This is a genomic window from Nocardia otitidiscaviarum NBRC 14405 (assembly GCF_000308635.1).
GTDB classification, from domain to species: Bacteria; Actinomycetota; Actinomycetes; order Mycobacteriales; family Mycobacteriaceae; genus Nocardia; species Nocardia otitidiscaviarum.
In genome coordinates this window covers 173235-193432 of record NZ_BAGD01000106.1, presented here as the reverse complement: position 1 = coordinate 193432, position 20198 = coordinate 173235, and the positions used below count along the sequence as shown (strand labels likewise).

The following is a 20198-nucleotide window of genomic DNA, read 5'->3' as shown; positions in this document are numbered from 1 at the left end:
CCAGCCGATCACCCCGCCTGAGGCAGCCGATCCCCCTGGCCGCTCATCGGTGGCGACCGCGGGCGGTGGCCTTCGAGCGTCTGCCAGATACCGGCAGCCGCTTGGCAATGTCGCCGTGGGCCGCTCCGGTCGGCTGCTGCCGCGAACGACGGTGGGGTGGCGGCGGAACCGTGGCGGGCTTTCGGTGGCGACCTACAGCGCCTGATCCAGGCTGGGGATCGGGAGGCAGGTGCGCACGAAGCCGCCGCCGAAGCTGGTGAGTTCGATGGTGCGGTAGAGGACCTTGGTTCCGAAACCGGTCCGCTTCAGCAGCTTTCGCGCCTCGGGCAGGGCCTCCAGCAGCTGGTACCGGTTGGGATTGCCGAGCGGTTCGCGGCCCAGGTCGATCAGGCCCAGGCGGCGCAGATTGGTGAGGTATTCGTCGGTGCGGTTGGGGTAGCGCAGGCCCGCGTCCTCACCGAGCAGGTTGAACCAGCCGCCGCGGGTGCCGGCGGTGCGACTGACGCGGATGTCCATGGCGGGCTGCGGCCCGTCCAGGTAGAGGAATCGAACTATCCGGGCCTCGTCGGGGGCCAGCTCACCGAGGATGCGGGCGTAGGCGGGATGGCTCTCCTCCGCCCCGTGCAGGTCGGCCGACTGCCGTAGGAGTTCGGCTCCGCGCGCCCGCAGGGCGGTGACCGTGGCGGTATCGGGCACCGGCTCCGGCCCGGGCGTGGGATGCACCCCGAGCGCCTGCCGTAGCGAATCCCGCACCTGCGCACCGGCTTCGGTCAGGATCGTGCGGGGCGGGTGCCCGGACATGCTGCCGCGCAGCACGGTTCCGGTGACGCCGAGCGCGGTGCCGACGCCCCAGGCCGTCACCTCCGTCAGCGCCGACCACGCCACCCGCACGACGCCGGTGGTGGTGCGCACGGTGCTGGTGCGCTCGGGTTCGGGCACGACCGGTACGGGAGGTGTCGGTCGTACGGCGAGTTCGGTCGAGTACTCCCGATCGTCGCCGTCCGCATCGGATTCGCTCAGATCCATGTGGTCGCTACTCCTGTTCCGAAGACCAGGATGTGAGCGTAGCCCGCGAGCAGCCCGAGCGCGCCGCCATGGACGAACAAAAGCCATTCGTCTTGTTTGATGGCCGATCGCAGCATGTCCACGAACTCGGGCGGGCTCAGCGCCGACATTTGTTTGGCGATGTACTCCGAGACCTGTTTGCCCTGTTGCACATTGAACGACGGGTCGGCGAAGGCGATGGGCGCGATGCGTGTGGCCTCGGCGGTGAGGGTCGACTGGAGGGTGTCGTACTCGCGACTGCCGAGCATGAACTTGACCGCGCCCTTGGCCGGACCGAGCGCCCGGTCGGCGGCCGGGCGCAGCATGTCCTCCAGCATCTGCACGGTCCGGTCCGAGCGCGGGCCGTTGAGCAGCTCGTCACCGATATTGGCCACGGTCATGATCTCCCGCGATACCAATTCCGCATAACCCTCGGTGATCTCGGGCTGTCGCTTGATCAGCAGGCCCTGTCGCCACGGGCACCACCACTTCGGGTAGGCGGGTTCGAAGATCAGGTTGATGCCCACCCAGTTCACCACCCAGCCGATGATGACGCCGCCGATGGGGAGCACCACCCAGGTGTTCAGCCAGCCGATCTCGTAGATCCGACCGGTCTGCAGGATGGCGACCAGGACCAGGCCCATGGGTGCGCCGAAGTAGAAGCCGAAATTCTGCATGAACCGCAGTTCCTTGGCGCCCAGCACCTGGAAAACACTGTTCAGCAACTGCGGCCGCGCTTGGAAGTAGCGAATCACCATCTGCTTGACATCGAGCAGTTGATCGATGTTGGCGCCGAGTTCATCGGTGAGCTCCCGCAGAATCTCGGGCAGCTGCTGCCGGACGCGTTCGTGAATCAGCTCCCGAACCTGCGTGGGCAGGTTGTACCAGAGTTGCGGATGTTCCCGCTTCAAGATCTCTTCAACGATGTCGCGGATCTGAAGTTCCGCTATTTCGGTCAGATGTTCAGCCAGTTTGTCGGGTTCCAGTTCCCGATAGAAGTCCGCGACGCTCCCGAGTTTGGCCAACCCCTTGTCCACCGCGATGGACGCCATCTTGTCCGCACGTGACGGAACGATCCCCTGCCAGCCCATCCGCCCGTCGTACTGCAGCAGCGGCAGCACCTGAATTCGCTTGGGCAGGTACGGAAACAACGCCGCCAACCCGGGCATCCGGATGCCGTGGAAGTTGAGCGGTTTGAACAGCATCAGCACACCGGTCCAGTTGGTGATGTAGCCGATGACCCCCGTGAACAACGGAATAGTAATGATCTCCAGCAGAATGGTCGGGTGGATTCCGAAAACACTCTCTAGCACGACACCCTCCTGCCGACCCCTACCGGTACGAGCCGCTGTACCGGCACGCTCAAGTTAGCACCCCGTCGGCAGTCGGACCTTACTGTCGATTCAGGTAGCCGGTCCACTCGCGGTTCGCGCGCTCCGAGATCTCGGTCACAAAGACCCACCCCGATGTGTCGTCGCGCGGACACTGCCGCCACAATGGCGGGGACCACAGCCATATCCCATTCGGTTGACGGTGTCGGGGGTCATGTTGGGCGGGTGTCGCCGGGCGAGGACGGGGTAGCCTTCGCATGGCTGACCGGTTCACCGTGCCTGGGGTCTGTCGGCGGCATAATCTGTGAACGGTTTCGTTCACCTGGCGAACTTCGGAGTAGACGTGGCAGACGACAGGACCGGGCACGCGGTGGTCCGTCCGGGTTCCCGTGCCGTGGAGCGCAGCTCGGATGTGGAACAGCGGCAGATCAGCAATGAGGCCCGGCTGATCCGCGGGGCGTTCCGGGCCGCCGGGCTCGCCGTCGGCACCGCGGTGCGCAGCGGGCAGTGGGCGGTCGACACCTCGTTCGAGATCACCAAGCAGCTCACTCAGGCAGCGTTGGACGGCGAGTCGTCGGCCGATATCGCCGAACGGACCGGGGCGGCGCTGCGGTCCATCGCGCGCAGCGCGCTCGGCGTCACCGAGGGGTCGGTGCGCGAGATCGTCAGCTATGTGCCCACGCCCGTGGGCCCGGCGCAGCAGGCGCTGCCGGTCAACGGCAGCCTCATCCGCTCGGCCAGCGCGGAGGATCTGCGCCGCCGCGGCGACGCGCTGCTGGCGCGCTCGGCGGATGTGTACTTTACCGAGGACGTGCATCCGGCCTACGACCGCATCCTGGACGAGCTGGCCCCCGACGAGGCGCGCATCCTGCGGTTCATGGCCTTGAACGGCCCGCAGCCGTCGGTGGACGTGCGCACCAACCGGCCGCTCGGCATCGGTTCGGAGCTGGTCGCGGGCGATCTGACCTCGGTGCCCGAGCAGGCGGGCGTGCGCTATCCGGACCGGTCGCGCCTCTATCTGATCAACCTGAACCGGCTGGGTCTGACCATGACCTCCGACGATCCGGTGGTGCTGAGCCGCTACATGGTGCTCGAGGTGCAGCCGGTGGTGGAAGCGGCCCTGAAGCAGGCCGGTCGGGTGCCCAAGATCGTGCGGAAGAGTCTGCGGCTGACCGAGTTCGGCGAGGACTTCTGCCACACCTGCTTCAGCATCGACTCGTAAGCATCGACTCGTAACCGCCGATCCGGCATTCGATACCGCTGGGATGCCGGGGCGATAGCGAATCGGTACAGATCTGCGCCAATCGGCGAGAATCCCGTATCCCTGATGGGATTGTGGGAGGTATGGACGCCGATGCCGTCGCCGCGATCAGCCGGCTGAAGTTCCGCTACCTGCGCGCCCTGGACACCAAGGCGTGGGACGAGTTCGCCGACACCATGGTCCCGGAGGCGACCGCCACCTACAGCGAGTACCTGCAATTCGAGTCCCGCGACGCCTTCCTCGCCTTCATGCGGAACACGCTCGGACCACACGTCATCACCGAACACCGCTGCGACCACCCGGAGATCGACGTCGACGGCGATACCGCCACCGGCACCTGGTACCTGGCCGACACGGTGCTCATTCCCGGCCACAATATGCTGCTACGCGGGGCGGCCTTCTACACCGACAAGTACGTGAAGTGCGACGACGGGGTCTGGCGGATCGCGCACACCGGCTACGAACGCACCTACGAGGTGGTGCTGTCGCTGTCCGATCTGCCCAGTCTGCGACTCACCTCCAGCCGCTGGGGGCTCATCGCCCGCGAACCCGCGGATGCCAACCGTACCGAGCCCAGTCCACCCGAAGCGACCATGGGCTGAGCGGCCTGCCGTCGCCGCGGCCTCGCCCGCGCGGCCGCTCTACTCCGCGCCCGCGACCAGCGGCTCGAGCGTGAGTTTCGGCAGTTCTTTCTGGATGTACTGCAACTTCCACTTGTCGCCGAACAGCGCCAGCAGTACGCCGTCGCTGCGGGTGAACACCTCCACGCCGCGTTGGCGGGACAGCTCCGGGGCCGATTCGGCGTCGGTGCGGCGGGCCAGCGAGTAGGGGAGGCGGTCGAGCTGGGTCTCGACATTGAATTCCGCCTGCATGCGGGCGGTGACGACCTCGAACTGCATCGGGCCGACGGCGGCCAGCACCGGGGTGGCGTCGCCGCGCACGTCGTTGCGCAGCACCTGCACCACGCCCTCGGAGTCGAGCTGGTCGATGGCCTTGCGGAACTGCTTGTACTTGCCCGCGCTCCGGGCGCGCAGGGTGGCGAAGTGCTCCGGCGCGAAGGACGGGATGGGCGGGAACTCCACCTTCTTCCCGGCGAAGAGGGTGTGGCCCGGGGCCAGCGCGTTGGCGTTGACGAGGCCGACCACATCGCCCGGGTACGCGGTGTCGACGGTGGTGCGTTCGCGGCCGAAGACGGTGAGCGCGTACTTGGTGGCGAAGGGACGTCCGGTCTGAGCGTGCGTCACCACCATGCCACGCTCGAACTCGCCGGAGACCACGCGCATGAAGGCCAGCCGGTCGCGGTGCGCGGTGTCCATCCCGGCCTGCACCTTGAACACCACGGCGCTGAACGGATCGGTGGTCTCGCGCGGCGTGCCCGTCACGTCCTTGCGGGCGGCGGGCGGCGGGGCGAGCCGCACCAGCGTCTCGAGCAGTTGGCGCACACCGAAATTCAGCATGGCGGAGGCGTAGATGACGGGGGAGGTGTGGCCCGCGAGGAACAGCTCCTGGTCGTGGTCCTGCCCCGCGGCGGAGAGCAGTTCGCTCTCCTCGACGGCGGTGACCCAGACATCGCCCTCGCGCTCGAGGGCCTGCTCCGGGGTGTAGTGCTCCTCGGGTGCGATGGTCGCGCCGCCCGCGGTGCGGGTGAAGTGGATGTACTCGACGGGAGCGCCCTCCTCGCCGCGCCGCAGCAGGCCGCGGAAGTCACCCGCGATACCGACCGGCAGGAACAACGGCGTGGGGGTGAGGCCGATCCGGTCCACGATCTCGTCGAGCAGTTCGAGCGGGGCCTGACCCGGCCGGTCCCACTTGTTGATCACGGTGACGACCGGAATGCCGCGGTCGCGCGCCACCTGGAACAGCTTGAGCGTCTGCGGTTCCAGACCCTTGGCGGCGTCGATGAGCATGACCGCGGCGTCGACCGCGGTGAGCACGCGATAGGTGTCCTCGGAGAAGTCGGAGTGACCCGGAGTGTCCACCAGATTGATCACGCAGTCGCCGTACTCGAACTGCAGCGCGGTCGAGCTGACGGAGATGCCGCGCGCCTTCTCCATCTCCATCCAGTCGGAGACGGTCGACTTGCGCCCGGACTTGCCGTGGATGGCTCCGGCCTCGGAGATCACCTTGGCGTGCAGGGCGAGGGCCTCGGTGAGCGTGGACTTACCGGCGTCGGGATGCGAGATCACCGCGAAGGTGCGCCGCCGAGCAACCTCATCGGCCAACCGTCGCGGGACGGCGTCGGTCGGGGTGGTCGGGGAAGTCACGGGAGCTCCTTCGAGGCATCGGCAACCGCTCCAGGGTAACGGGCCGGGCCCACCATCCCGACCGTGGGTTGGCGCCTCGGCCCGACAAGATCAGGGGGAACTGGTGGCGGGGTCCACTCGGCCGATGCCGCCACCAGTTCCCCCTGGGCGCGTTCAGGTCCGGGGGTGGAGACCGAGGCGGGTGAGGTTGGCGGTCAGAGTCAGGCAGAAGGGGTGTCCGGCGGGGTCCAGGAGTACGCGGAAGCGGTCGGGGGCGGGCTGTTTCGCCACCGGGGTGGCGCCGGCGAGGACGGCCTCGGCCTCGGCCGCGTCCAGGTCGTCCGCTCCCAGGTCGAGGTGGATCTGTTTGGGAAGGGTGTCCTCGGGCCAGGTGGGCGGGCGGTAGTCCTCGACGCGGGTCGCGGATATCAGCAGATCGCCGACCCGCGCCACCGCGACGGTCGCGGTGGAGTAGGTGATCTCCCCGCCGAGCAGTGTGGACCAGAAGGTCGCCAGTGCGGCGGGGTCGTCGCAATCGAGGGTGATGGATCCCAGGCGCGCCATACTCACCCCCGCGATTCTAGGCCGCACCGATCCCGGACCTGGATCCCGCGAGCGGGCGCGGACAGCGGGCGTTTCCGTTGTCCGCCGGGGCCGGGCGGGGCATGCGGTTGTGTTGCGGACGGTATGCGACGCGGCCAGCGAATGGTGCGGTGGCGACACCGGGGTGGGCGGACGGGTGCGCGGTGAAGAGACCGACCGGTTGAGAAATTCGGGGTGCGGGTCGCGCGAGAGGCATCTAGGCTTCGAAGTGGCGCGTGTGGCATGTCCCGGGACGGGGGTGCGTTTTCGGGGTGCGTTCGGCGCGTGTTAATCTCTTCGGGTTGTCTCGGCGAGGGTGTTGGCACCTGTGCCCACCGTGATCGACGCGGCTCGGCTATCGGCCGTCCATGTTCGTTCTCCCTTGCCGGACGAGCAGACCAACACCAACCGGGGATGGGTCCCCTGGTGTGCAGCCGACAGAGTCCGAGCCGTAGGAGTAGACCTCTCATGTCCGACGCCAACCTTCTCGAAGCCACCGTACGCACCGAGTTCGGCAAGGGCGCCGCGCGTCGCACCCGTCGCGACGGCAATGTTCCCGCCGTGCTGTACGGCCACAACTCCGATCCGCAGCACCTGGCCGTGAACGCCCAGGCGTTCGCCGCCATCCTGCGTGAGCACGGCACCAACGCCATCCTGAGCCTGGACATCGCGGGCAAGAAGCAGCTGGCGATGACCAAGTCGGTGGTCGTGCACCCGATCCGCCGCTACATCGAGCACGCCGACCTGCTGATCATCAAGCGGGGCGAGCGCGTCGTCGCCGACGTGCACGTCACCCTGGTCGGCGAGGCCGCCGCGGGCACCCTGGTCACCCAGGAGGCCACCGTCCTCTCGGTCGAGGCCGACGCCATGAAGCTGCCCGAGGCCATCGAGGTCTCCATCGAGGGCATCGAGGCCGGCACCCAGATCACCGCCGGCGGCATCGAGCTGCCCAAGGGCGTGACCCTGGCCGGTGACGCCGACGCCCTGATCGTCAACATCATCGCCGCCCCGGCCGCCGAGGCCACCGAGGGCGAGGGTGAGGCCGAGGGCGAGGCCGCCGCCGAAGCCGCCGAGTAATACTGCTCCGCAACGGTTCACATGACCGAGGCAACAGCCGGGCCCGCGCTGGTGGTCGGTCTGGGTAACCCCGGACCCGAATACGAGCGCACCCGGCACAATGTCGGTTTCCTGGTCGCCGACGTGCTCGCGGGGCGCGTCGGCGGTCGTTTCACCGTGCACAAGAAGTCCGGCGCCGACCTGTTGGAGGCGCGCCTGGACGGGCGCAAGGTGCTGATCGCCAAGCCGCGCACCTTCATGAACCTGTCCGGCCGCCCGGTCGCCGCGCTGGCCCGCTTCTTCTCCGTGCCCGCGACCGAGGTCATCGTGGTGCACGACGAACTCGATCTGCCGTTCGGCACGGTGCGTTTGAAGCGCGGGGGCGGCGAGGGCGGCCACAACGGTCTGCGCTCGGTCTCCCAGTCGCTCACCACCAAGGACTATCTGCGGGTCCGCTTCGGTATCGGCCGTCCGCCCGGCCGTCAGGACCCCGCCGATTTCGTGCTGAAGCCCTTCTCCGGCCCGGAACGCAAAGAGGTCCCGGTGATCGTCGAGCAGGCCGCCGACGCGGTGGAACTGCTGCTGCGCGTCGGACTGGAAACGGCGCAGAACCAGCTGCACTGATTCGATCGAATCAGCGCCTGCCCATCTGCTCGATCACCAATTCCACGAAAGTCTCGACGGGCGTGGACGTCTCGTCGTGCCGGGTGGCGCAGTACCAGGTTCGCCGCTCCGGGACGGCCCCCACGCGGACGGCTGTCACATCGTCGCGCTCGCGCGTCCGCTCGGCCACCCAGGCGGGCATGACGGTCACCGAATCACCCGCCGCCACGAGTTCGATGATCACATCGAATCCGGTCGCCACCGTGGTCAGCCGACCGTAGCGCGCGCCCTCCGGCACCGGCAGCGGTGGCGCCGGAATCCGTTGCTGATCATAGGAATCCGGTAGCACCAGGTGCACGTCGTCGAAATCGGCGACGGTGACGTGATCGCGCCGCGCCCACGGATGATGAGCCGCCACCACCGCGCGCATCTCGTCGTCGAACAGCCGCTCCAGCCGCACCCGGTCCATGCGGCGATCCAGTTTGGCGATCATGGCGACATCGAGCCGATCCTCGAGCAGCGCGTCGATCATCTCGTCGTCGCGCACGGTTTCGATGCGAACCTCGGCGTCGGGCATGCGCTGGCGAAAGCGGCTGAGCACCAACGGCATCCACTCGTAACTGGCCGCGCACTGGGAGGCGATGCGCACCGGCCGGGTGCGGCCCGCGCCGAGTTCGAGTAGATCCATACGCGCCGAACGTAATTCGCCGAGTGCGCTCCCGGCGGCCTGGAGCATGCGCCGACCGGCGTCGTTGGGCACCAGATTCCGTCCGCGCCGGTCGAACAGCGGTAGGCCGAGGCGGTCCTCCAGGCGTAGCAGCCGCTGACTCAGCGCGGGCTGGCTGACGTAGAGGTGGCGGGCGGCCGCGGTCAGGGTGCCGTGGCTGCCGAGCGCCTCCAGCAGTTCGAGATCGCGGATATCGACATCCATAACGTCAGCTTATATCCGGTATTCAAACTATGTCGTGGTGTTATCGCTGTGCGGTTCCTAGCGTTGATCTCACCACCTGTTGAAAGGAACCGCATATGAGCACCATCGCCGTCGTCTACCACAGCGGCTTCGGCCACACCCGCGAGCAGGCCGAGGCCGTGCGCCGGGGCGCGGCGGCGGTACCGGGCACCGAGGTCACCCTCGTCTCCGTCGACGAGTACGAATCCGCCTGGGCCGCCATCGACGCCGCCGACGCCATCATCTTCGGCACCCCCACCTACATGGGCGGACCGTCGGCTCCCTTCAAGGCTTTCCTGGACGCCACGTCGGGCCGGTGGGCGCGGCAGCAGTGGCGAGACAAGCTGGCGGCGGGATTCACCACCTCGGCGGGGGTGAGCGGCGACAAGCTGGCGACGCTGCAGGCGCTGTCGCTGTTCGCCATGCAGCACGGCATGGTGTGGGTGGGGCTCGGCCTGCTGCCCGGCGACTTCGAATCCGCCGACGACCTCAACCGCATCGGCGGCTTCCTCGGGGCCATGGCGCACGCACCCGCCGACGCCGCACCGGAGACCGCTCCCGGGCCGGGCGACCTCGCCACCGCCGAACACCTGGGCCGCCGCGTCGCCGCCGCGGCGATGCGGTGGACGGGCGACCGCTCGCTCGCGCGGGTCGGCTCATGAGCGTCGGGAGGACGGCGGACTCCGGCGGTGCCGAGGCGGATGTCCGGGCGGCGCTGCGGTTGTACTTCGACGGGCTCTACTTCGGCGATACCGCCCTGCTGGACCGGGTCTTCCATCCGCAGGCGATCTACGCCACCGCCACCGAGGGGCCGCTGCTGCGGCTCACCATGGCCGAATACTTCCCGATCGTCGCCGCCCGGGAAGCGCCCGCGGCCCGCGGTGACGAGCGGCACGACCGCATCCTGTCGGTGGAGTTCGCCGGTCCCGTCACCGCCCTGGCGCGCGTCGAATGCGCGCTCGGGGCAAAGCGATTCACCGATCTGCTCACCTTCGTTCAGGTGGACGGCCGCTGGCGGATCATCGCCAAGGTGTTCCACTACGACCTCGTGGAGAACTGATATGCCCTACGTCAACATCAAGGTCACCGACGAGGGTGTCACCCGCGCGCAGAAAGCGGAACTCATCGCGGGCGTCACCGACCTGCTGACCCGGGTGCTGCACAAGGACCCCGCCACCACCTTCGTCGTGATCGACGAAGTGGCCCTGGAGGATTGGGGAATCGGCGGCTTGCCGGTGCCGGAGTATCGACGCTCAGCCGGGCGCTGACGGTCCGGGGCCGCGGGACAGCTGGGCGGTGGCGGAGCGGCGGAGTTTGCCGGAGGAGGTCTTCGGCAGCGCCCCGGGGCCGAGCACCGTCACGCTGCGCGGGCGCACGCCCACCTCGGAGAACACGGCGTGCACCACCTCGTGCTCGATACGCCGCACCTCCTCCGGATTCTGGTGCTCGTTGCTCTCCACCACCACGGCGAAGCTCTCACGCTTCTGGCCCGCGTCCAGGCGCACCGCCACCGCGTTGCCGGGGCGAACGCCGGTGACCCGCATGGCCGCCCGCTCGATATCGGTGGGGAAGATGTTGCGGCCGCCCATGATGATCACATCCTTGATGCGGCCGCACACCACCACCAGATTCTCCTCGGTGAAATAGCCGATATCGCCGGTGTCGAGCCAGCCGTCCGCGTCCTGGGCGCCGCGGAAGCCGTCCACGGTGACATAGCCGGCAGTCACCGCCGGACCGCGCAATTCGATGACGCCCACCGAGCGCACCGGCAGCGGCTGCCGGTCGGCGTCCACCACCCGGCCCTCCAGATTGTCGACCAGGTAGCCGAGGGTGGGCAGGCGGCGCAGATTGCCGTAGTGGTGTTCGGGATGCCGGACGGGGACCGCCTTGCCGATCGCCTCCAGCAGGTCGGCGTCGACGATGTCGACCACCTGCCCCAGGCCGGGATCCGGAATCGACACGGCCAGCGTGGTTTCGGCCATGCCGTACACGGGGGTGAGCGCCATGGGGTTGAGTCCGAAGCGTTTACCCGCCGCGGCTAGAGCGTCCATGGTGTCGGGATCGACCGGTTCCGCGCCGTTCCACATGTAGCGCACACTGCTGAGATCCACCGCGCCGTCCGCGGCCATCCGCAGTTTGCGGGCCAATAGCGAGTAGGCGAAATTAGGTGCCGCGGTGACGGTTCCCCGATACGTGGAAATCAGTTCCGCCCACAGCATCGGTCGCCGCAGGAAGTCCAGCGGTGTCACACACACCACTTCCGCGCCGAATTGCATCGGCACACTGAGGAATCCGACCATTCCCATATCGTGGAACAGCGGCAGCCAGCTGACCATCACATCGTCGTCGAGTTGGAATTTCACCCGATCGAACATGGCGTAGGCATTGACGAAGAAATTCCCGTGCGTGATCCGCACCGCCTTGGGCGAACCCGTGGATCCGGAGGTCAGCTGCTGCAATGCGATATCGGATTCCTCGGTGGGCAGCGGATCGGTATCCGCACCGCCGCGCAGCTCGTCCATGAGCACCACCGCTATCCCGCGTTCGACCAGCAGCGGCGCGGCGGCCTCGAAGGGCGCGCCCAAGACGACGGCGCGGGCGTCGATCATGCGCAGCACCGTCTCGGTATCGCGCGCCCAGAGTTCTAGATCGGTGCGCGGCGTCGGCTGATGCAGCATGGTGATGGACGCCCCGCGCATCCAGACGGCCTGGCAGGCGGGGGCGATATCCACCGGCATCCCCGCCAGCACGCCCACCGCGTCCCGGTGCCCGATGCCCGCGGCGGCCAGCCCGCCCGCCATACGCCGGGCGATGGCATGGATCTCGCCCCAGGTCTGGCGCAGCGGGGCATCCGGCTCACCGGTCACCAGCCCGCGAACCGATGTCCGCGCCGTCGCATACATTTCCTCGGTGAACCGGCTCACGTCGCACTCCCTCACCCTGTCTCCGCGGTCGGGGACACTCCCACTATCCCGCCGACACGCGGGTCTGTTAACCCGGTTTCGCCCAACAGGAGGGTGTACGTCGGCGTGTTACCGATTGGTTCGTTTCGTGAGTGTCGTGACCGCTGCGACGAATCGATCCAGGTCGTCGAAGCTGACGAAGCAGTGCGGTGAGGCGCGGACCACCGCGCGCAGGTCGCGGGCGGTCATATCGAGCAGGGTGGATCCGCGCTGGCTCACGGTGACGGTGACCGATTCGGCGGCGAGCCGATCGCGCACGTCCGCGGGCTCGTAACCGGCGACGGTGAAGGACACGATGCCCGCGTGCTGGGTGCCGCGGTCGTGTACGGTGACGCCGCCGATCTCGGCCAGTGCCTTGCGCAGATACTCGGCGCGTTCGGCGATGGCCTGGTAGACCTGGGCCGGGCCGAGGTCGAGCAGGTACCGCACGGCCGCACCCAGGGCGAGGCGGGCGGCCACGTCGCACTCCCAGAATTCGAAGCGCTTCGCCCCGTCGGCCAGGCGGTAGTCGTGCGGCGCGGTCCATTCGGCACTGTGCAGATCCAGGCGGCCGGGTTCCATGGTGGCCGCGAGTTCGGGGCGCACGTACAGGAAGCCGGTGCCGCGTGGGCCGCGCAGCCATTTGCGGCCGGTGGCCGACAGGGCGTCCACCTCGAGTTCGGCCACGTCGAGGGGGAGCTGCCCGGTGGACTGGCAGGCGTCCAGCAGCACCAGCGCGCCCGCCCGGTGTGCGATGCGGGTGGCGTCGGCGACGGGGTTGACCAGGCCGCCGTTGGTGGGCACGTGCACCAGCGACACCAGCTTCACCCGCTCGTCCAGCATGCTCGCGAGGGCGTCCAGATCGAGTTGGCCGCTGCCGTCACCGGGGATGGCCTCCACCGTGGCCCCGCTGCGGCGGGCGCGCTGGAGTGCCGCGATGGCATTGCTGCCGTAGTCCGTGCCCGAGATGAGGATGCGGTCGCCCGGCCCCAGCGGCACCGAGTAGAAGAAGTCGCTCCACGCCCGGCTGGCGCTGTCGCTGAGGGCGATGGCGTCGGCGTCGGCGTTGATCAGCGCGCCGATCGCGGTCTTGACGGCGTGCAGGTCGTCGAGGCGTTCATTGGCGGCGCGGTAGCCGCCGATCTCCGCTTCGCGGCGCAGATGGGCGATGGCGGTGTCGACGACCGTGCGCGGCGGCAGGGAGGAGCCGGCGCTGTCGAGGAATACCTGCCCCTCGCAACCGGGGGTGTCGGCGCGCAATTCGGAGAGATTCAGCATGTCATCGACCATATCGACTGGTCCGGAAAGACCCGTTCGTTTGGTCGGAAATCAGACACGATGGTGACTCGGAATCAACCGTCCGGCCTGCGGTGTTCCCCATTTCGTCACTTTTGGTGTCGGACACCGTCGCTACTCTGGTTTGGTCGGCGTGCGTCGCCCCGACCCGAGAGCGGAGGTTGACATGGCTGTGACCGCATCCCGCACGAAGCCGCCGGGCGCGGTGCTCACGGATGCGCGTGCGGATTCCGCACCCGAGGTGGGGCTGTCCTCCCGGGCCGCGGCCGAGGCGTATATCGGAGGTGTCTGCTTCAAGCTCGGTCCACCGGCGCTCATCGGAGCCGAACTGGAATGGCTCACCGCCCGGGGTGAGTGTTCGGCCCGCGATTCGCGTCCGGACCCGACTGTGCTCGCGGACGCGCTGGGACCCTATGCGCCACAGTCTATTTCCCCCGATTCTCCGGCCGTCGAACTGCCCGGGGGAAGCCGGGTCACCCTGGAACCGGGTGGCCAGATCGAATTGTCCAGCGCCCCTTTCCCGAATGCCGCGGAACTGTGTGAGCGCCTGCGATACGACGCCTCCCTGCTGCGGGAGCTGCTCGAATTCCGAGGTATCCGAACCTTTTCCGCCGCCGCCGACGCCGAGCGCGCGGCCCGGCGGGTGCTGCGGCTGCCGCGTTACCGCGCCATGGAGCGGGCCTTCGCCGGTATCGGGCCCTACGGCCTGCTCATGATGTGCAATACCGCCGCCACCCAGGTCAGCGTGGACGCGGGGGCCGATGCCGCGGAGGTTTCGGCCCGCTGGACCGCCCTCTACACCATCGGTCCGGCGCTGGTCGCCGCCTTCGCCTGTTCTCCGGCCCTGCACGGCGCGCCGCAGGGGGAGTGGGCGTCGCAGCGCATGCGCACCTGGCTGCGGTTGGACAATCCGCGCACCCGGCCGCCGGTGCACGAATGGGCGGATCCGGTCAGCGGTTACGCGCGCTGGGCCCTCGATGTCCCGCTGCTGTGCGTGCGCTGCGACGGCGGGGACTGGTCGGCGCCGCCGGAGGCGACCTTCGCGGACTGGCTGTGCGGGGCGCTGGACGACGAGATCGGGCGGCGACCCGACCTCGCCGACCTCGACTACCACCTGACCACGCTGTTCCCGCCGGTGCGGGCCTCCGGACATCTGGAGGTCCGGTATATCGACGCGCAGCCCGGTGCCGGGTGGACGGTGCCCATCCACGCCGTGGAGGCACTGCTGTCGACCCCCGACGTGGTGGCGGAGGCGACGGCCGTGGCCGCACCGACCGCCGGGCGCTGGGCCGAGGCCGCGCGCGGCGGACTGGACGATCCGGAACTGCGGACGGCGGCCGTGGAACTGCTCGAACTCGCCGCCGCGCACGCCGCGACACCCGAGGCCGCCGCGGAACTGGCGGCGGCGGCGCGACGCTGCGCGCGAGGTATCAGCCCGACCGAGGAATTCGGAGCTCTCTCATGACGATTCACCTACCCGGCAGCGATCGCGCCGAGACCGAACGGCTGCGCGGACGGATCGCCGACGTGCTGGAACGGGCCCGGCGGCGCACCATCGCCCTCACCGACTGCGTGGACGAGGCCGAACTCGTGGCCCAGCATTCGCGCATCATGAGCCCGCTGGTGTGGGATCTGGCGCATATCGGCAATCAGGAGGAACTCTGGTTGGTCCGCGATGTGGGCGGGCGCGAGCCGGTGCGCGCCGATATCGACGAACTGTACGACGCGTTCAAGCACGCGCGGGCGAATCGTCCGGCGCTGCCGCTGCTGTCGCCGTCGGAGGCCCGCACGTACGTGGGCACCGTGCGGGACAAGGTGTGGGATGTGCTGGACCGCAGTCCCCTACACGGTGGTGAGCTGGTCGAGCAGGGATTCGCGTTCGGCATGATCGCCCAGCACGAGCAGCAGCACGACGAGACCATGCTGGCCACGCATCAGCTGCGGACGGGGGAGGCGGTGCTCTCGGCACCGCCCGCACCGTCGGCGCGGGTGCCGGTGAGCGGGGAGATCGTGATCCCGGCGGGTGAGTTCACCATGGGTACCGACACCGACCCGTGGGCGCTGGACAACGAGCGGCCCGCGCATTCGGTGTGGGTGCCGGGCTTCGCCATCGATGCCGCACCGGTCACCAACGAGCAGTATCTGGAGTTCATCGCCGACGGTGGCTACGACCGGCCCGAGCTGTGGTCCGAGCGCGGCTGGGCGCACCGGATCGAGGCCGGGTTGGTGGCACCGCAGTTCTGGGAGCAGGACGGCGGCGGCCGGTGGTGGCGAAGGGTTTTCGGCACCATGGCCCCGGTGCGGCCGCGGCAGCCGGTGGTGCACGTGTGCTGGTTCGAGGCCGAGGCGTACGCCACCTGGGCGGGCAAACGGCTTCCCACCGAGGCGGAATGGGAGAAGGCGGCCCGATTCGATCCGAATATCGGTCGCTCCCAGCGCTATCCGTGGGGCGAGGACGAACCTTCGGAGGCCACCGCCAATCTCGGGCAGCGGCACCTGGAACCGGCGGAGGTCGGCGCGTATCCCGCCGGTGCGTCACCGCTCGGCGTCCACCAGCTCATCGGTGACGTCTGGGAGTGGACCGCCTCCGGTTTCGACCCCTACCCGGGTTTCCGCGCCTTCCCCTATCGCGAATACTCCGAGGTCTTCTTCGGCGGTGACTACCGGGTGCTGCGCGGCGGCTCCTTCGGCGCGGACCCGGTGGCCTGCCGCGCCACCTTCCGCAACTGGGACCACCCCATCCGCCGTCAGATCTTCTCCGGCTTCCGCCTGGCCCGCGACCTCCGATCGGACGACCGCTGATGTGCCGCCACATCGGCTATGTCGGCCCGCCGATCTCCGTCGGCGACCTGCTCACCCGCGGCCCCCACTCCCTGCGCACCCAGTCCTGGGCACCCCGCGACATGCGCGGCGGCGGCACCATCAACGCCGACGGTTTCGGCGTGGCCTGGTGGCTCCCCACCGCGGCGGCCCCCGCTGACCACGGTGCGGGCACCGCCTGGCACGGCGGCACCGCCCTGGACGTGACCGCCTTCGCCCGCGCCGAGGCGCACGCGGCATCCGAACCCGGCGCGACGGATGCCGCGGCCGGGACGAGTGGCCGTGGTGATCCGGTGCCCTTGTCGGTCAGCCGGTACCGCAATGCCGCGCCGATCTGGACCGATCCGGCCGTGGACGAGGTGCTGCCGCAGATCCGTTCCACGGCCGTGCTGGGTGCCGTGCGCTCGGCCACGGTCGGACTGCCGCTGGATCGGGGGGCCTGCGCGCCGTTCACGCGCGGTCGCTGGGCCTTCAGCCACAACGGGGCCATTCCGGGCTGGCGTGATGTGCTGGCCGATATCGCGGCGAAGTTCGACTCGCCGCCCCTGCTGGGGGCGGAGTCGCTGACCGACTCCGCCGTGCTCTGGGTGATCCTGCACGACCTGCTCGAACGGATTTCCGCCGGTTCCGCCGAATCCATTGCGCACGTGCGGGCCTCGACAGGCCATCCGAGGGGGCGAGGACGTGGTGAGACCGGCCCGGCGGTGGCGGCCGTGCGCGAGCCCGGTGGTCTCGGCGCGGGAGCGGGCGGCGATCCGGTCGCCGTGCTGCGGCTGGTGGTGGCGGCGGTGCTGGAGCGGTCACCGCGGGCGCGGCTGAATCTGCTGCTGGGGGATGGACGGACATGGTGGGCCACGACGTGGCATCACTCGTTGTCGGTGCTGGCCACCGACACTTTCGCGATTGTCGCCTCGGAGCCTTACGACGACGATCCACGGTGGCGGCCGATCGCCGATCGCCAGGTGGTCGTCGCGGGGCCGGGGCGGCTGGTCGTGGAGGACTTGGCTATCGAAACGGGAAGGGCGCGCTCATGACTGCCGCGACGCTGGAGATTCATCTGACCGACGACGACCTGACCGCGGCGCTGCGGTCGGACGCCCGGACCGGGCTCACCGCGACACCGAAATGGCTGCCGCCCAAATGGTTCTACGACGCGCGCGGCAGCGAACTGTTCGAACTCATCACCGAACTGCCCGAGTACTACCCGACGCGCACCGAGCGGGCGCTGCTGGAGCGGGTGGTGGGGGAGATCGCGCGCACGGCGCAGGCCGAGGTGCTGGTGGAACTGGGGGCCGGATCGGCCGCCAAGACCCGTCTGCTGCTCAGTGCGTTGAGCGCCGAGGGTCCGCTGAAAACATATGTGCCGCAGGATGTGTCGGCCACGGCGCTGCGGGCGGCGGCGGATGAGATCGCCGCCGAGTTCCCCGCGCTCGCCGTACACGGCGTGGTCAGCGATTTCACCGCCACCCTGGACAATCTGCCGCGCGGCGGGCGGCGAATGATCGCCTTCCTCGGCGGCACCATCGGCAATCTGGTTCCCGCCGAGCGCGCCGAGTTCCTGGCCGGAATCCACGCCGTGCTGGAGCCCGGGGAGCAACTGCTGCTCGGTGCGGGACTGGTCATCGACCCGGCGGTCCTGGTGCCCGCCTACGACGACGCCGCCGGAGTCACCGCGGAGTTCAACCGAAACGTGCTGCGAGTGCTGAACTCTCGCCTGAACGCCGACTTCGATCCGGAGAAGTTCGCCCATATCGCACTGTGGGACACCGAGAACGAGTGGATCGAAATGCGCCTGGAGGCCACCGAGGCCATGACCGTGGCAATCCGCGACCTCGACCTCACCGTCGATTTCGCGGCGGGCGAGCAGATGCGCACCGAGATCTCCGCCAAGTTCCGCCGCGAAGGACTCGAAACCGAACTGGACGCAGCGGGTTTCGCCACCGAGCGGGTATGGACCGACCCGGACAGCCGCTTCGCACTCGTACTCGCCGAGCGGCGCTGATCATCCGGCCGAGCGACGCTGACCACCGGGGTGAAGGTCGGCACCGCGCTGAAATATGGGTAGGCCATGTACACCAGGCCGATGAGCAGCACCAGCTGGATGATCTGATTGCGGGAGAACCGGGTGATCTGCGCGGCCTCGATGCGGTCCTGCCCGGGTCTGGTGCGCCACCTGATCGCGTGCGAACGCCGCAGTGTGGCGGGTGGGCAGGAGGGCCGAGTTGCCGCGCAGAGGCGCTACTGCGGTGTGCCGCGCGATGGGATCGCGGGCGGTGTGCTGAAGGGCGGCGGACCCACGGCGTGCCGAACGGTGAGACCGCAGCGGGCGACGGTAGCGGGGTCGCGGCGGGCGACGGTAGCGGGAACGCGGTGGGCGGCCACGACAGCGGTACGGCGGACAATTGCCGGTCTGCGGCGTATCGCGTGGACTTTGTCGGGTCGCGGTGGGGCGGCTGATGGTGGCGGAGTGGTGGATTCGGAGCGGGGTTGTGGCGTGGTGGTGGGGCTGGGGTGGCCGTTGTGCGGACGGTGGTCAGCGCTGGGCCGTGACCGCTGCCAGCCACTCCACCAGGGGCCGCAGGTCCTCCCAGGCGGTGCGCACCTGTCCGGCGGCCTTCGCGGTGGTCAACCAGGCGGGTGCGCCGAAATCCCGGGTGGCGACGAGGGATTGGTGGCGCAGCAGGTCGATGCGGGGGTGGTCGGCGGTGAAGCCCTTGGGTTTCGTCTTCAGCTTGTCGCCGCCGATGGTGTATCCGGCGGCATTCACCTGGTCGAGCAGGCGTTCCAGTTCCGCCCCGCGCACCGCGTCGTCGATGGCGGTGCGCAGGGCGGCCCGCTGCGCGGGCGAGGCCGTGTACAGCCCACCCGCCACGAACAGTCCGCCCGCGCCGATCTGCACGTACCATCCGCACGATTCGGCGGTGTGCACCACCGCGCCCTGGTGGTTCTTGTACGGCGACTTGTCCTTCGAGAACCGCACGTCCCGGTACGGCCGGAAGATTTTGGCCGGGCCGAAGTCCGGTTCCAACTCGGCTGTCAGCGCCCGCATGGGGTCGCGCACCGACTCCTCCCAGATCCGCTTGTGCGCATTCCAGAAGGTCTTGGAGTTGTCGGCCTCGAGATCCTCGTAGAAGTCGAGTCCGGCGAGCGGAAATCCGGTGAACTCCATCGCGATCAGTTGGGCACCAGATCGGTGCCGACGATGGCGAGCCCGATGAGGAGGCCGAGGACCATGCAGATACCGGAGGCGATGGCCGCCCACTTGCCCAGCGGTTCGCCCTTGCTGTTGCCCACCAAGCCCAGGATGATGCCCGCGATACCGAATCCGGGCGGACAGAACAGCAGCGCGATCCCCGCGCAGACGAATCCGATGATGGAGAAGATCTGGGTGCGGGGCTGCTGCGGCGTGCCGTATGCCTGCTGCGGGTAGGGCTGGTACCCCTGCTGACCGTAAGGCTGCTGCCCGTACGGCTGCTGGCCATAAGGCTGCTGCCCGTACCCGGACTGCTGCTGTCCGTACCCGGGTTGCTGCTGTCCGTACCCGGGTTGCTGCTGCCCATAGGGCTGCTGCCCGTATCCCGGCTGGCCGTAGGGTTGTTGCCCATACGGCGGTTGCTCGGCGGGCTGTCCGTACGGCTGCTGCGGATACCCGCCCTGAGCCTGCGGATCACCCGACGGGTAGCCGTACTGCCCGCCCGCGGGATACTGCGGCGGTTGCGGGTACTGACCGGGCGGCGGCGCGCTCTCCCAGGACGACGGTGCGCCTTCCCCGGACGGCGGCTGGGCCTCCCCGGACGCCGGTGCGCTCTCTCCGGGCGGCGGTGCCCCCTTCTGGAGCGACGGGGTGCCGCTGTCGGACGGACGCTCCCCGGTATCCGAACCGCCGGGAGCCTCCGGGTCCTGCCCGGGCAGCCCGTACTGCGGCACACCGGGCGTGGAGTCCGGAATGCGCCGTGTCACGTCGTCTCCCGGCTCGTCACCGGCCTTCGGGTCGTTCGGTGGGGTGCTCATGACGCGCCCTCCTCACTGGTGCTGTGAACGCTTTCCATGGGTATCACAGCGCAGGGGGTT

General features: G+C 69.0%; 19 protein-coding genes and 1 pseudogene. 11 read left to right on the top strand and 9 right to left on the bottom strand.

The features are described 5' to 3' along the window. Nucleotides 1-192: 192 nt before the first annotated feature. Complete coding sequence (locus ON31_RS24725; RefSeq protein ID WP_081592702.1) at nt 193-1026, bottom strand: Abi-alpha family protein; 834 nt, start codon at nt 1024-1026, stop codon at nt 193-195. Continuing rightward, on the bottom strand, nt 1017-2357 hold the full coding sequence (locus ON31_RS24720) for a DUF445 domain-containing protein (protein WP_051037702.1): 1341 nt from the start codon (nt 2355-2357) through the stop codon (nt 1017-1019). Before ON31_RS24720 ends, ON31_RS24725 begins: the two co-directional genes overlap by 10 nt. A gap of 361 nt (nt 2358-2718) precedes the next feature. Between ON31_RS24720 and ON31_RS35810 the strand changes: the two genes are divergently transcribed. Together ON31_RS35810 and ON31_RS24710 are read left to right on the top strand one after the other, a co-directional pair. Next, nucleotides 2719-3597, top strand: a complete 879-nt coding sequence (locus ON31_RS35810; protein ID WP_081592701.1) for an Abi-alpha family protein — start codon at nt 2719-2721, stop codon at nt 3595-3597. 122 nt (nt 3598-3719) lie between these two features. Continuing rightward, the gene (locus ON31_RS24710) at nt 3720-4238 is read left to right on the top strand and encodes a nuclear transport factor 2 family protein (protein ID WP_051037729.1); all 519 of its coding nucleotides are present in this window, start codon (nt 3720-3722) and stop codon (nt 4236-4238) included. Between the two features lie 39 nt (nt 4239-4277). On the opposite strand, the gene ON31_RS24705 is transcribed toward ON31_RS24710, so the two are convergent. Both ON31_RS24705 and ON31_RS24700 read right to left on the bottom strand, forming a co-directional pair. Next, on the bottom strand, nt 4278-5900 hold the full coding sequence (locus ON31_RS24705; protein WP_039817103.1) for a peptide chain release factor 3: 1623 nt from the start codon (nt 5898-5900) through the stop codon (nt 4278-4280). Nucleotides 5901-6053: 153 nt separating this feature from the next. Continuing rightward, nucleotides 6054-6443: a VOC family protein gene (locus ON31_RS24700; protein ID WP_039817102.1), complete on the bottom strand. Its 390-nt coding sequence runs from the start codon at nt 6441-6443 to the stop codon at nt 6054-6056. 486 nt (nt 6444-6929) lie between these two features. Here ON31_RS24700 and ON31_RS24695 point away from each other — a divergent pair, with 486 nt between their 5' ends. Continuing rightward, a complete protein-coding gene (locus ON31_RS24695; protein ID WP_039817101.1) occupies nt 6930-7538 on the top strand; it encodes a 50S ribosomal protein L25/general stress protein Ctc in 609 nt (202 codons plus the stop codon). A 21-nt stretch (nt 7539-7559) separates the two neighbouring features. Beyond that, a complete protein-coding gene (gene pth / locus ON31_RS24690; RefSeq protein ID WP_029931244.1) occupies nt 7560-8141 on the top strand; it encodes an aminoacyl-tRNA hydrolase in 582 nt (193 codons plus the stop codon). 10 nt (nt 8142-8151) lie between these two features. Here the strand turns inward: pth and ON31_RS24685 are convergent, their stop codons facing one another. Next, nucleotides 8152-9051 carry a LysR family transcriptional regulator gene (locus ON31_RS24685; protein ID WP_051037701.1) on the bottom strand — a complete coding sequence of 300 codons (900 nt, stop codon included), beginning with the start codon at nt 9049-9051 and terminating at the stop codon, nt 8152-8154. Between the two features lie 95 nt (nt 9052-9146). Between ON31_RS24685 and ON31_RS24680 the strand changes: the two genes are divergently transcribed. From ON31_RS24680 to ON31_RS24670, 3 genes are read left to right on the top strand one after another with little or no spacing between them, the layout of a single operon-like run. Further along, nucleotides 9147-9731, top strand: coding sequence for a flavodoxin family protein (locus tag ON31_RS24680; protein WP_039817100.1), 585 nt, complete (start codon nt 9147-9149; stop codon nt 9729-9731). Then, nucleotides 9728-10129 (top strand): nuclear transport factor 2 family protein, encoded by a 402-nt coding sequence (locus ON31_RS24675; protein ID WP_051037700.1) that lies wholly within the window; start codon nt 9728-9730, stop codon nt 10127-10129. The genes ON31_RS24680 and ON31_RS24675 overlap by 4 nt, the downstream gene beginning before the upstream one ends. Before the next feature lies 1 nt (nt 10130). Then, the gene (locus ON31_RS24670) at nt 10131-10337 is read left to right on the top strand and encodes a tautomerase family protein (protein ID WP_029931248.1); all 207 of its coding nucleotides are present in this window, start codon (nt 10131-10133) and stop codon (nt 10335-10337) included. Here ON31_RS24670 and ON31_RS24665 read toward each other — a convergent pair. Beyond that, nucleotides 10323-11993 (bottom strand): fatty acyl-AMP ligase, encoded by a 1671-nt coding sequence (locus tag ON31_RS24665; RefSeq protein WP_039817099.1) that lies wholly within the window; start codon nt 11991-11993, stop codon nt 10323-10325. The genes ON31_RS24670 and ON31_RS24665 overlap by 15 nt on opposite strands. 108 nt (nt 11994-12101) lie before the next feature. Further along, nucleotides 12102-13289 (bottom strand): aminotransferase class V-fold PLP-dependent enzyme, encoded by a 1188-nt coding sequence (locus ON31_RS24660; RefSeq protein WP_039817224.1) that lies wholly within the window; start codon nt 13287-13289, stop codon nt 12102-12104. A gap of 184 nt (nt 13290-13473) precedes the next feature. Between ON31_RS24660 and egtA the strand changes: the two genes are divergently transcribed. The 4 genes and pseudogenes from egtA (at nt 13474) to egtD (ending at nt 18129) form a co-directional block, all read left to right on the top strand. Then, entirely contained in the window at nt 13474-14772 is a 1299-nt protein-coding gene (gene egtA, locus ON31_RS24655) for an ergothioneine biosynthesis glutamate--cysteine ligase EgtA (protein WP_081592700.1), read from the top strand. Next, a complete protein-coding gene (egtB, locus tag ON31_RS24650) occupies nt 14769-16109 on the top strand; it encodes an ergothioneine biosynthesis protein EgtB (RefSeq protein WP_051037699.1) in 1341 nt (446 codons plus the stop codon). The genes egtA and egtB overlap by 4 nt, the downstream gene beginning before the upstream one ends. Continuing rightward, nucleotides 16109-16501 (top strand): annotated as a pseudogene (locus tag ON31_RS38615) (hypothetical protein); the annotation flags it as partial. The gene egtB and the pseudogene ON31_RS38615, both read left to right, overlap by 1 nt. 656 nt (nt 16502-17157) lie before the next feature. Continuing rightward, nucleotides 17158-18129 (top strand): L-histidine N(alpha)-methyltransferase, encoded by a 972-nt coding sequence (gene egtD, locus ON31_RS24640; RefSeq protein ID WP_039817097.1) that lies wholly within the window; start codon nt 17158-17160, stop codon nt 18127-18129. Nucleotides 18130-18660: 531 nt separating this feature from the next. Here the strand turns inward: egtD and ON31_RS24635 are convergent. Further along, nucleotides 18661-19296 (bottom strand): DUF2461 domain-containing protein, encoded by a 636-nt coding sequence (locus ON31_RS24635; protein WP_039817096.1) that lies wholly within the window; start codon nt 19294-19296, stop codon nt 18661-18663. 5 nt (nt 19297-19301) lie between these two features. After that, nucleotides 19302-20138 (bottom strand): hypothetical protein, encoded by an 837-nt coding sequence (locus ON31_RS37470; protein ID WP_051037698.1) that lies wholly within the window; start codon nt 20136-20138, stop codon nt 19302-19304. Nucleotides 20139-20198: the final 60 nt, after the last annotated feature.

Excerpts from the sequence above, each read along its gene's own strand:
- ON31_RS24725 (WP_081592702.1), bottom strand. The coding sequence starts at position 1,026 with ATGGATCTGAGCGAATCCGATGCGGACGGCGACGATCGGGAGTACTCG.
- ON31_RS24710 (WP_051037729.1), top strand. The coding sequence starts at position 3,720 with ATGGACGCCGATGCCGTCGCCGCGATCAGCCGGCTGAAGTTCCGCTAC.
- ON31_RS24700 (WP_039817102.1), bottom strand. The coding sequence starts at position 6,443 with ATGGCGCGCCTGGGATCCATCACCCTCGATTGCGACGACCCCGCCGCA.
- ON31_RS24695 (WP_039817101.1), top strand. The coding sequence starts at position 6,930 with ATGTCCGACGCCAACCTTCTCGAAGCCACCGTACGCACCGAGTTCGGC.
- pth (WP_029931244.1), top strand. The coding sequence starts at position 7,560 with ATGACCGAGGCAACAGCCGGGCCCGCGCTGGTGGTCGGTCTGGGTAAC.
- ON31_RS24685 (WP_051037701.1), bottom strand. The coding sequence starts at position 9,051 with ATGGATGTCGATATCCGCGATCTCGAACTGCTGGAGGCGCTCGGCAGC.
- ON31_RS24680 (WP_039817100.1), top strand. The coding sequence starts at position 9,147 with ATGAGCACCATCGCCGTCGTCTACCACAGCGGCTTCGGCCACACCCGC.
- ON31_RS24675 (WP_051037700.1), top strand. The coding sequence starts at position 9,728 with ATGAGCGTCGGGAGGACGGCGGACTCCGGCGGTGCCGAGGCGGATGTC.
- ON31_RS24670 (WP_029931248.1), top strand. The coding sequence starts at position 10,131 with ATGCCCTACGTCAACATCAAGGTCACCGACGAGGGTGTCACCCGCGCG.
- ON31_RS24660 (WP_039817224.1), bottom strand. The coding sequence starts at position 13,289 with ATGCTGAATCTCTCCGAATTGCGCGCCGACACCCCCGGTTGCGAGGGG.
- egtA (WP_081592700.1), top strand. The coding sequence starts at position 13,474 with ATGGCTGTGACCGCATCCCGCACGAAGCCGCCGGGCGCGGTGCTCACG.
- egtB (WP_051037699.1), top strand. The coding sequence starts at position 14,769 with ATGACGATTCACCTACCCGGCAGCGATCGCGCCGAGACCGAACGGCTG.
- egtD (WP_039817097.1), top strand. The coding sequence starts at position 17,158 with ATGACTGCCGCGACGCTGGAGATTCATCTGACCGACGACGACCTGACC.
- ON31_RS24635 (WP_039817096.1), bottom strand. The coding sequence starts at position 19,296 with ATGGAGTTCACCGGATTTCCGCTCGCCGGACTCGACTTCTACGAGGAT.
- ON31_RS37470 (WP_051037698.1), bottom strand. The coding sequence starts at position 20,138 with ATGAGCACCCCACCGAACGACCCGAAGGCCGGTGACGAGCCGGGAGAC.